The sequence below is a fragment of the uncultured Microscilla sp. genome, assembly GCF_947493425.1.
Classification (GTDB): domain Bacteria; phylum Bacteroidota; class Bacteroidia; order Cytophagales; family Microscillaceae; genus Microscilla.
The window spans coordinates 1-12680 of sequence record NZ_CANLRP010000214.1 but is presented as its reverse complement, the minus strand read 5'-3'; the positions used below and the strand labels follow the sequence as shown (position 1 = coordinate 12680).

Sequence of the window (12680 nt, the reverse complement as noted above, 5' to 3'; positions counted from 1 at the left end):
GCGCAAAAAATAGCCTCGTCTCAAAACAAAACCTCTACCTCAAGAATGGTAATTTAATTTCTCACCATTCCTTAGTAGAAAATAATTAATTCCCTGACTTAAAATTTTACAGAGGCAAAAAATCCTCAAAAATGACTGGAAACCTCTCCAGAAACTCTTTTGAGGATTTTTTGCCTTTCTCATAACCCTTCCTTAAACAAATAGTGGCCACAGTTTTAATAAAAAACCCCTCCGAAAACCTGAAGTTTCCGAAGGGTTGGTTAAGTATTTGGTTACCTTGGCACGCCTGACCCTACATTTGTAAATGGGATTAGCCTGCGCAAAGGTTGCTACAGAAAAAACGCACACCCAAGTAGGCTAACTTACTTTACTATTAACCGCTTGCGAATATGGGTACCATTGCATTTAAGTTCGTACACATACACACCAGCAATTACCCGCTGTCGACTTTTGTCTTTTCGGTTCCAGGTGATGGTGTGCTTACCTGCTGATTGATTTTCTGAAACCAAGGTATTTATTTTTTGACCTGCCAAACTATAAATATTGATTTCGACATGGCCAGCTTCAGGCAGACTATAGTCAATTCTGGTAAGATCACTCATCGGGTTTGGATGGTTTTGCTCTAAACTATAGCCAGGCGCTTCGGCTCCAGCTTCGCCTACAGGACTCAAGGTAAGTTTTACCAACCTTACATTACGTGCTACACTTGCCGACACCACCACTTTGATGTGGAACTTCTCAATGCCTTGAGGAGTGTAAGCCTTCATAAAACCCTCATGTTCTCCAGCGGTTAAATTCGCATCAATTCTAAAATCTACCCGATGTGTAAAGCCGCCAGGCAAATTGTAGGTTGTATTTAGGCTCTTATTGCGTAAAGTAAGCCAGGTAGGTAAACCTTCAAACCTATAGGTATCCGCAATTCCTCCGGTATTTACCAAACTTGCCGAAAACTCGGTGGCCTGTCCCAAAGGCTGGGTAATTTCGGTATTGTTGATGTCCCAACTCAGGGCATTTTTGTTTACCATAAAGCTCCAGCTGGTCGCATCGGCCTTGTTGTCATAATAATCTAGTACGGCATCAGGACCAATAGAAGCCGTAAGTATGGCTCCTTCGAGGTAATAGTCAGGGAAATTGCTCTTAGGCTTAATGATGATTTCACAGTCACCCGACAAAACCACATCTATGGGCACGCTTTGCACTACACTTTCTGCATTGATAGGTGCTGCCTCTTCTTTTTCTACCCATGCCACACCTACTGCTTTGGTACCTTTGGTTTTAGCCGTAAAGTCACGTAACTCTTCTGCCCCCAAAGCATTGTTGTCTAACACATAATAAGCTTGCAAACCAGCCTCGTTTCCAGTCAACATGCGGGCTTTATCGGTTCCAATTTGAGCATCAGACCTCGCTATATTCCAAACCCTGATTTCGTCCAAAGCGCCCATAAAAGCAGTACCATTTGCTTGCTTGCCTACCACCAATGCCTCATCGTTGGTCGTAAAAGGGGGCACCTGACTCAAATTAGCTACCAGTACTCCATCAAAATAAGTCTTGATGTTATGGTTGCCATCGTGCACTACTGCTACGTGGGTCCAGCTACCTACTGACAAAGCCTGAGAGGATACTTGGCGACCATTGTTGATTTTACCATCACCAGTCAGCGAGATTCTAAAGTTACTGCCTTTCTCGATGATAGACACTTCCTGACTTGGCAACTGGCTGGGTTTTACCCAAAACTCTACGGTATACATCGAGTCCAAATCCAGCACTGCCTGGTCGGGCACCCACAAAGAGTCTGTTGCCTGATCTAATAGTATTGATTGGGCGGTATACACCTTGCCCGTGAGAATACCCCGCAACGAAATATTGAGTGAATTCAATCCAGCTTGCTTGATCGGGCGGTCAAGGGTAGCCTTGATTTCGCCCTGCTCCAAAAATCCGCCATTATGAGGAGTAAACGCTACAAAAACAGGCTTGGTACGAAAAATACTACCAGCAATCCAATCAGTGGCATGTTGCTTACGCCAAAGCTCAGTACCAATGCCGCATTGAGGCACCAAACGAATGCTATACTCACCATCTACTAACCCACTTACATCTACTGTATACACATAGTAGCCATCGGCTCGTTTGGTCAGGGTAGTTATCGGATCAACGATTTCCTCCAAAAGGTGAGGCACATTGCTTTGTGCAGTGGCGTACTCAATGAGCAACTTATCCATAGAAGCATCTGGGTGGTTGATCTTAAACACCAAGTCCAACTTGTTGTCAGACTGGCTATTTACTACCCAGTGATTGGTAGGCTTCAACACTTCAATGCGCTCTACACAAGGACGATGAAACTCTGCCGATAAATACAAAGTATCTACCAGGTTTATACCCGTGCTGGGTTTTACATTACTTTCGTAATAGCCCAACGAGCCATTTTCTTCTTCACATAAAGCATAAAAAACTACTGGAATGTTCTCAAACTTTGTTTTCGCAGAAGCAGGATTACGTTCTATAGTCAGCAAACCATTTTTAATAGCTCCCAGCCCCTGGGCATCCAACACAATAGGTTTGGTGGCTTCATTCATTAATACCCCCTCATACTTTATAATGGCTCCTTTGTTATCATGCACCTTCAGGCCATAAGTTTTATGGTATCCCCCATTAGCGGGTTCAATGGCTACCTGGGTGTTTTTTAAGGTTACATTAAACGCTACCTGATCATCCAGATCGGCCACTCCGGTTTGCACGTCTGAGGTAATCTCTAGCCCCTGACGAGGTTGAGTGCCTACTTCTACCGGGCACATACTTCTACCCGCCACAGTTTTAAACACTGGGGTAGCATACGTATGGTTGCCATCCCGCCTGATTAATACATCAAATTGGTCGCCCAAATCGCTGTCGGAAAGTTCAAAGCTATAAGTCTTCTTGTTAGATCCATCCGTATTGGTAGTTTTCTCATACTCGTGGTAACCTCTTACATTAGACCTCAAGTGTACCAAGGCTCCAAATATTTTAAAACTCTTGTTAAAGTCCTTGCTAATGCTGGTGTTGGTGTTTGCTGAGCTACCACCCCCATTACTGTTCATATCGGTCAATTCGAAAGACACATTGGCTCCGGCTGCAAAGGCAATAGACTCAGGGAAACTTCTAGACCCGGCATTGTTTACCACCTCAAACTTAGGCAAAGAAGCAGCATTGGCGTGTACCTGTTCATTGTTGGCTACAATTTGGCGCCAGCCATCTATTTGCTGCTGGTACATACCTATAGAATCCTGATTGGTAGTGGCAGCTTTCAAAAGCTCCAGGTTAGGAATGGTTACATCCAACACTTGCTGATGGGTAATGGCAAAAAACGGAGAACGATCAGGTCTCATCACGTCGGCACTTTCATTATACACTGGCTGGCAGTTTTCTACCTTGAGGGTTTTACCTTTGCCCACATGAATGATGGGCGCATACCCTACATACACATCACTGGGGAGCCCAGGCAAATCTGGGTTGTTTGAAGTGCTCACCGTTTGGTTGAGGCTTACTTCGGCACTTCGGGTATTCTGACCGCCAAATTTAAAATTCTCGGTGACCTTAAACTTAAACTTTTCTTCAGTATCTATTACTTTTTCAAGAAATAAGGCTCCACCCCCTACACCAGCCCAATATCCAGTATAATAGGTTTTATTCAAGCCTGTAGAGAAATCAATGTTAACCTCAGAACCACCTTCGTGCGAAATGTTTTCGGAAAACGAAAAACTCACATTTTCGGAAAGCGAGGTCGAACTATTGCCCCCAGGAGGATCATGCAATACAGCAAGAATATTGGCTGGTGCCTCAAAAGTAAAGTCATTGTTAAACTGTATGGTGCCTGTCACGTAGGCATCAATGGGTATTTGGATAGTGCGTTGCTCATGGGTTACCGTTACGTTCAACCTTCGGGTATGAGGGGCAAAAAAGTTGGGTTCTCCTGTCCGAAATACCAGCGAGTCCTGCCCGGTAGATCCATCAGTTTGAGCTACAGCTTCGCCCAAATCTCCAGTAAACTTATAGGTCACCCCTTTGGTAAAACACTTTTTGTCGTTATACTGCTCAAAAGCCTGGAGTGCCATCAAGTAGCCTACTTCTTTTTCTAAGATATATTTGTCCGAATCGGTACAATACTCCTCGGCAGTCAAATCAACCAACTGCGCCTTTAACTTTGATAAGCCAGTGGCGGAATCCAGGTTTTGCTCTACCCTGCCTATTTTTTGCACAATTTGAGCCGTGAGCTGCAAAGGATTTCGGTACTCAAATTCGTAGGTTTTCCAACCCTTGCTCAAATTAATGATGGGCGATTCCAACACAATGGATGGAGTGGCTTGGTTGGTCAAAGTTACTTTGTACTTGCCAGGCATCAATGCTGGCAGGGTAAATATGGTGAAATTATCGTTGAAAAATGCGTTGACTTCAGTTCCGGTATAACTTTTCTCATACTTGGGAGACACTATATCAGTGCGTTCTACTCGTATGTTCCAGGCGCCTATATCGCAACCACAAGGGATCACAATGTTGCCTACCAGACCATAACGGGTTTTGTTGTAAAACCTCAGGTCAGTTACAGGATCTACCACATTAAAATTGTACTGGCTCGAATCATTAGGGTCGATCAACCGAAGTACATAAGGTTCCACGCCACCCGCATCATACTCTTGTTTGGTTTTGCGGGTATAGGGGTTAATGGTTTGTTCATCTCTTGCCACGCCATTTTTTAGCTCCAGTACGTATTTATGCGCGTTGGGCAACAAGCTTACTGTGCGGATGGTTTCTTTGGCAGTTTCGGTAAAGGCATAAGAAATTTTAAGCGAAGTTTTGTCGCCAGAAATATAACCTCCTTCGCGTATTTGCCCTATCAAAGCATCATCAGCCACCCTATCACGGTATTCGATCAAATGCAGGTTCCCTTTAAAAAACTCAGAGTTTTGGGCGGCATCCTTGTGCGCCCCCAGTACAATGCGACCTACCATATCTACTCCAGGCGTTGCCGAAGAAGGTTCGTGGGCTACTGCTCCTATATGCAAAGTCAACTTAGAAGTACCTTGGTCAAAGGTAAAAGCAAAAAATGTCCAGTCATCGCTGATTTTTTCTACTGAAGAAATCAACACAGTATTTCCCTGCATAAGTTGCAACGATTCGTTGTTTTTCAATACCAACCGCAGCTTGCCTACTTGTAGTATGGTTTGCAAGGCAGGTACTGAATCGGGAGGAAAACTTCTGCGTTTCACCCAACCCGACCAGGTACCCTTTTGCTGGAAGTTTTGCACTTTTTCTGAAACTACGTAGTCATCTATCCCATCAAAAGCCAGGGTTTGGGTACCAGACGTTTGTTCTTCGAAAGGGTTATACACTGCCACGGCATACTTGCCTATAGGACCTCCTATACTAAAAGCTCCCGCGTGGTCGGTCTTAAAGTTAGGATCATCACCCTGAATCAGGTTGCCACCCAACGTAAACTGCTGCCCTACGGGTACAGGGTATTCTTTGTCATCTACCTTATACAACACATGACCAGCCAGGGGGAAGGTAGACTCGTCGATAAAGTCAGCGGTTTTGATATAATCGCTTTTGGTTAAGCTCCGTTTCAATACTACCTGCCTGTCAGTAGGATCAAATACGTGGTTAATTTTATAAGGCGTTACAGTAAAATCTACCGCATTGGCGCCCTTGCCTGTATTGATCATGGTCAATTCATAATATCCCTGATCGTTGGTAAAGGTACCATACTTTAGTTGGCGGGGTTGTTCTGAAGCAGCCAACCAGTGTAAACTGTGTCCAGCACCAATATAGCTGCCTTTATGGGCTTGAGCCTGGTTAAAAATATACGTAACGCCATTATGGGTATGTCCCAGATCGAAACGGTAGTACAAAAGTAAATACGGCTCATTGCCCGAAATAACATGGGTATAGCGCTCATGAATTTCCTGGTCTAAACGGTCGGCATATGCTTGGTCGGTTTCAGTTACCAGTGTCCCTTCTTTAAGTACTTGCTGCTTTTCGCTGTTCCACAGACGCACTTCGTCCAGGCTATAATCACTGCCTCGCTTAGCATTGAAAGAAAAAGAGCTTACCACTCCCAGATTGTCATAAAAATAAGGCGTAGTATTGGTAACATTGGCCGTGATGTGTGGCTCATTATCAATGATTACCTCTTTGCCACCGTCTACATAAATGCGACCACCATTGGCCGAAAACGTGATAGCATAGTGGTGCCACTGGTTATCAACTACAGTATTTGTATCCAACGCAATATAAACGTCACCTGTATGGTGGGTTGCCTGTATGCGGGCTCCTTCTACTTGCACTTTAGTATTGTCTAAAGCAAAAATGGTATTGTTGCCCCCAGTACCTTTGTACCAAAACTCCAAAGTAAAAGAAGGCAAGTTACGAAACACCTCTATTTGTTTTACTTTGATGGGAGTAGCGCCTGCTTTAAACTCCAGGGCATGACCAAACATGCTGCCTGCCACAGGTTTGGCACTAAGCGCTACATGTTCTATAAATAGTTCCTCACGCGACTTCACAGTTCCAATGATCTTTCCATTGGGGAAAATAAAGCCTTGGTCAACACCTGACGGCTTAAAAATAGGGTCATTATGACTGTAACCTTTTACCTCATAAGCATACATATCCTGAGGCAAAACATCTGCATCATCAAAAGATATTCTGCTCGATATTTCCAAGCCATTCGCCTCCTTGCTGTCAATCAAAGAACCATTCTTGAAAATATGATAACCATCGGCTCCTTTGACGTGCAACCAGTGCAAACGAACCTTATCTTCGTGGGCTCCCTTACTAGCCGTCAACTGAATAAGCTGATTGTCGAGAACAGGATGGTCAGTATTGGTTTTAACTATAGCCAACTCTTTGTGGTCGTACTTACCCACTGCTTTGATTTTTGCATCAAATCCAGGCACTGCATTTTGCCAATTCGACATCTTAAGGCGTGGCAACGAAGGGTGGTCGGTTTGGTTTTGATCATCGGTACCATAGAAATAACGCAATCCCTCATTGGCTTTAAGGGTGGTCAGGTTTTCACGAATGACTGACCGCCACTGATTTTGGGCGATTTGCTCAGCCGTACGGCGTTTATCCCAGGCACGTATTTCGGTTATGAACAATTCCTGGCTCGTCTTTTTCTGAAAATAGAGTCCTTTTACTGAATTGCTAAAAGGTACATGTCCTTTTTTGACTCCATTCACGTAGAGTTCACACTGACGCCCCTGATCGAACACTACCAACGCTATGTGGTGCCAAAGATTGTGGGTCACTTCACCAGCTATTGTTGCGGTAAGCGGTTGATCTTTTACCTGTACATTGAGCTGGTGCTCGTTGTGCATATATAGTTTAAAATGTTCCGTTCCCATACTCATATCGGTCAGGGTCCACTCATTACCAGCCTGGGTCGACTTTATCCAAAACTCTAGGGTGGCTTCGCCATTTACTCCAGGCGCAATCAAATCGGACTGAAGATTTACCCCCAGGTTTACATAAGAGGTATACTCGTTTTTAGGCAAATGCATTACCCCAGGCATTGTTTGGGCTTGAGTGCTTTGCCCCAATAAGACACCTGCCAGCAGACAAATAATCAATGCTGAAAACTGTTTTGTAATTGTTTGTTTCATTAATCAAGGGTTAGAAAGTATTGGTGACTTTTTGTATTTTAAAGCGAAAATCCTGGGCTACTGTGCTTCCATTATTGGGGATTTGAGGCAGGGTACCTACCTTAAAAGAACTTCCATCATAATGAATGGCTTTGCTCGAATCGCTGGGGTCAGCAATCACCAGGTAAGGAATGCCCGCAAATAAAATGCGCCATTGAAACTCCGCAGGTTCGGGATTGTTGCCGGTTATTTGGGTCAATACTAAAGTGCCGTCCGTATTTCTTTTCAAAAAAAGCGTAGGGTCGCTGGCTGCCGCAATCAACACATTGTCGCCAGTGCGCTTCAAAATAAATAGTTGTACCAGTTGATTTTCACTGGTTTGTACACTGTCTTTCACTAAACCAGTGCTATGCAGGCTCAGCGCCTTGTGGTCGTTTTCTGCCACAAACTTAAAGACCGTATATTGAGCCTGAACTGGGCTTGCCAGACAAAGCAAGCTTACCAGCCATAAATAAGTATATATGCTATTTCTCATGAGATGTAGTTAGATGATTGATTATTTTTTCTTAAGTAACTCCTTGATTTCTTTGTGGATTTCTTTGAGTTGTTGTTCCAAGGCTTCTACTTTTCCTTTGAGTTGTTGCTCACTGGCTTTCACCGCTTTGATTTGCTTGTGTTGGGCAATGGTATGTAAGGTGAGTTCCTCCACTTTTTCCATCAGCAATACATTGATTTGCCCCACATCCATGCCTTCTTTGATGATTTGAGTAGCAGCGGGCACTTTGGGTAAGTGTTGGTGCTTTTGAATGTAAGCCTCTACCTGCTCCAGGGGCATCAAGGTATATTGGGGAGCAAATACGTAGTCGGGAAAACTGCCGATATTGAGAATCACTTGGTTGGCTTTGAGATGGCCGCTGAAGGTGGCATTGGTACTGACAAGTTCACCGCTAAATAGAGCATCGGTTCCAGTAAGTTGGCCAGCAAACTTGCCTGTACCATTGACATGCAAACTGGCTTGGGGAGCCCCAATGCCTATGCCGAGCTTACCATCATTGGTCAGGGTCATTTTATCGTCTCCATAATGAAAACGGAAATGATTGCTTGATTCGCCCCTGCCTACAAACCAATCGGTGGCACCGGTTTCGTACCAAACACCTGCCTTGTTGCCTCCCAAACGCATGCGTCCCTCTACCTGAAATTTTTCAGAGGGAGTAATGGTACCAATGCCTACTCTTTTGCTGGCAAAGTTTCCATAAATCAAGGGCATATCGTAACTATTGGCGATATACAATTGATTGGAGCCAGTCATATTTATGCCTGCACCAAATCCTATGCACACATTGCCGCTACCCTTTGTATTGAAAATCCCTGCTCCTGACCCAAGAAAGGTGTTGTTCTTTCCAGTGGTGTTTTCATAACCTGCACCATATCCAGTAAAAGTATTATACCTACCGGTGGTGTTCTTGGTACCTGCGTCAGATCCAGTAAAGGTATTGGCAAAGCCCTGCCCAAAGGTTATTTGGTACATGCCTAAAAGCGTTAAAATAGTGAATAAATATGTTTTCATTTTGAGGTATTGTTAAGGTTAACATCAATTTTCTTTAAAGTAGTTGCAAGCTATTAGCTCTAAGCGACAAGTAACAGTAAGCCGCTAATAATCAATATCTTGCGTAAAACTTGTTATATAATTAGCTCTAATTTACTTTTTAGTTGCTCCCTTGATTTGGGTAGCTTTTTCCAGCTTTTCCAGTCGTTGCATAAGGGCTTTATTTTGTGCCATTAATCGTTGGATTTGTTGGGTTTGGGTGTCGATTTGCTGCTGCTGTGTTTTGATTTGCTTGTGTTGGGCAATGGTATGTAGGGTAAGCTCCTCTACTTTTTCCATCAACAGTACATTGATTTGCCCCACATCCATACCTTCTTTGATGATTTGAGTAGCAGCGGGCACTTTGGGTAGGTGATGGTGCTTTTGAATGTAAGCCTCTAACTGCTCCAGGGGCATCAGAGTATATTGGGGAGCAAATACGTAATCGGGAAAGCTGCCTATGTTTAAGATGATCTGATTGGCTTTGAGGTGACCACTAAAATCGGCACTAGTACCCGTTAATTTGCCAGTAAATTTGCTGGCACCATTGACATGCAATTTGGCTTGGGGAGCGTTGATGCCGATGCCTACATTCCCATTGGCTAGAAAAGAGGCCACTTCACGGTCGGGATCGGTGTTATGGTCAAAATAGATTCGGAAACGATCGTCTGAATCATCACCAAAGCGAATTTCTGAATATTTACTGTTTTCGTTTGTTTGAAAAACTGACCAATCAGTCCCATTCTGGGTTCTGATGTTTCCGTTTACGTGGAGTTTGCCTGCGGGCGAACTAGTGCCTATGCCCAGCTTACCATCGTTGGTCAAGATCATTTTATCGCCCCCATGATAAAAGCGAAAATCGTCTTTATGACCAGTACCCCCTCTGCCTACAAACCAATCGGTGGTGCCAGTCTCGTACCAAATACCAGCATTAGTGCCTCCTAAGCGCATGCGCCCCTCTACCTGAAGTTTTTCGGTAGGGGCTGTAGTGCCAATACCTACCTTGCTGTCCACATGAAGTTGGGTATTATTGTGTAGGCGAAACTGCCGGGTGGTGCTGTTTGTTCTCTTCATATATCCGAGATAAACTTTTCCTACCAGAAAATGTATTCTCTGATTATAATTGCTGGCATCGTTATCAGCATGAATAAAAATATCGGTTCTTTTGCTTTGTGCTCCGAGGTTTGCCCAGCCAGCCGATAAAACCATACTTAGGAGTAATGCCCGAAGGACTCCTGTTTTGTTTGTAAAGTACAACTTTCTCATAAATGGTGTTTATTTAGATTGATTGAATTTCTCCAGATCGAAACTAGAGTTTGTTTTCTGATATTAAAAAAAATAATTAATGACAATTCAAAAGTACCAATCAATAATAAAAATACAATCACTTGAAATTATATAAGATCAAAATAAGCTTATAGCCCAAGAGTCAGCTTAATTGCTGCTGGCTGCAAATAGGGTTAGAGCTTGTTTAAATTTTCGTATTTGAGAATTTTGTGATGAGTTTTAAACAAGTTCTTACAAGCAAACCCTTCAGATTCGCTTTCTGTGCCATTAGAATGATGGGGGAAATGTTGGTTTTTAATTGCTCCAAATGCACTGATTTATGAAAAATGGAAATCTACGCATACCAAGGACAAAGCAGTTACCAACTTGTTTGGTTTGAATTCCGGTGGTGCATAACCCTCTGGATTTGCTCCTAAAGAGGGGTAAAACAGTTCACAAAGGCGTTGTCGACAATTTATCAAATTGAAAGTTGTCATGTGTGTGGTTAAGGTTTGTTTAGATAGATAGATAGATAGATAGATAGTTTCAACTAATTACAATGCTATACAACCTTGGTCAAGGGATTGGTTGCCTGTTTAAATATTTTTTACAAAAGTTTTCGCATCAAGGGGACTTCAACTAATTAGATCAACAATAGTCTATAGCACTGATAAGGTTCTAGGTGCACCCTGTTCCACAAGCAACCAACAAATTCATTCTGAACAAACATCCAGTTTTTCCTTGACTTTATTGCCTAACAAAATCATTTGACTGTACTATAATTATTTAAAAAAACGATCAATACATTGTTACAAGCTCTTGCTCAAGGGCTTATAACAATGTATCATTTACCATTTATTTGTTATTTTTTTTGATCGTTTTTTTATGAGATACCCCAATTATATAATATCCTTTGTTTGTCTATGTTTGCTGGCCTCTTGTGCCAAAACAGAATCAACGACAGATCCTCAAAATAATACTTCGGACACAGAAGTCTTGGCAAAAACATTGAATTTACCTTCTGAGCCGTACAACTACTCCAACATTACCCTCCCAAACCACTTTCAGGTGAACCCAGTACAGGTAGCCAATAATACCCCCAGCACCAATCCAGTGACCGATCTGGGGTCTACCCTGGGGCGGGTATTGTTTTATGACAAAAACCTTTCGGCTAATAATACCATAGCTTGTGGGTCTTGCCATTTACAAAGTAAAAGTTTTACCGACCCAGCCCAGTTTAGCAATGGTTTCGAAGGAGGCAAAACCGGGCGGCACTCGATGAGCCTTGCCAATGCATTGTTTTATGAAAACGGCAAATTTTTCTGGGATGAGCGCGCCGCTACTTTAGAAGATCAGGTATTAATGCCTATTCAAGACCAAATAGAGATGGGAATGACTCTCGAAAACCTGGTGCCCAAGCTGCAGGCGCTAGACTATTATAAAGTACTGTTTCGTCAAACTTATGGCGACACTACAGTCACTACCGAAAGAATTTCTAAATCGCTTGCTCAGTTTATACGTTCTATGGTATCTTATCAATCGAAATACGATGAAGCACTCAACGGACAAAATGGTCCTACCAACCCAGGGACCAACCTTACCGGGCTTACCGCCGAAGAAAATCTGGGGCGTCAGGTGTTTAGCGACCCTGCCAGAGGAGGCTGTGCCGGATGCCACAGTACCGATTTATTTATAGGCAGAGAAGCGCTCAACAATGGGCTGGATGCCACCACTACCGACAAAGGGTTGGCTGGGGTAACGGGACTTGCCACTGACGAGGGTAAATTTAAAGTGCCGTCGCTACGTAATGTAGCACTTACTGCTCCTTATATGCACGATGGACGTTTCGCTACGCTTGAGCAGGTAATAGAGCATTACAATAGTGGGGTAAAAGCACATCCGGCTTTAGACAACCGCTTGAAAGCACCAGGAACCAACCAGCCAAAACGGTTAAACCTGACCGCAGCCGAAAAAACAGCCGTGGTAGCTTTTCTGAATACCCTGACAGATAATACTTTTATTAATGATGAGAAGTTTGCCGATCCTTTTAAATAGCAAGTAAAAAAAACATCGGTCAAAAGACACGAGGGATGAGCCATTACCAATATCCTTTACCCAGTAAAAGCTGGTAATGGTCAGACTAAACGCACTATGGGCTGGTTTACAATTGTTTTTAAAATTACGATATTTGTGCAATGGATTTACACTCACAT

At 43.3% G+C, this 12680-nt stretch carries 5 protein-coding genes; 1 reads left to right on the top strand and 4 read right to left on the bottom strand.

Annotation, left to right across the window (positions count from 1 at the left end):
• Positions 1-362: 362 nt before the first annotated feature.
• From Q0954_RS29870 to Q0954_RS29855, 4 genes are all read right to left on the bottom strand, one after another.
• Entirely contained in the window at positions 363-7637 is a 7275-nt protein-coding gene (locus Q0954_RS29870) for a LamG-like jellyroll fold domain-containing protein (RefSeq protein WP_299464220.1), read from the bottom strand.
• 10 nt (positions 7638-7647) lie between these two features.
• The gene (locus Q0954_RS29865; protein WP_299464217.1) at positions 7648-8151 is read right to left on the bottom strand and encodes a hypothetical protein; all 504 of its coding nucleotides are present in this window, start codon (positions 8149-8151) and stop codon (positions 7648-7650) included.
• Between the two features lie 21 nt (positions 8152-8172).
• Positions 8173-9183: a hypothetical protein gene (locus Q0954_RS29860; RefSeq protein ID WP_299464214.1), complete on the bottom strand. Its 1011-nt coding sequence runs from the start codon at positions 9181-9183 to the stop codon at positions 8173-8175.
• A gap of 132 nt (positions 9184-9315) precedes the next feature.
• On the bottom strand, positions 9316-10467 hold the full coding sequence (locus tag Q0954_RS29855; RefSeq protein WP_299464211.1) for a hypothetical protein: 1152 nt from the start codon (positions 10465-10467) through the stop codon (positions 9316-9318).
• 1008 nt (positions 10468-11475) lie between these two features.
• Between Q0954_RS29855 and Q0954_RS29850 the strand changes: the two genes are divergently transcribed.
• The gene (locus Q0954_RS29850; RefSeq protein WP_299464208.1) at positions 11476-12522 is read left to right on the top strand and encodes a cytochrome c peroxidase; all 1047 of its coding nucleotides are present in this window, start codon (positions 11476-11478) and stop codon (positions 12520-12522) included.
• Positions 12523-12680 lie beyond the last annotated feature (158 nt).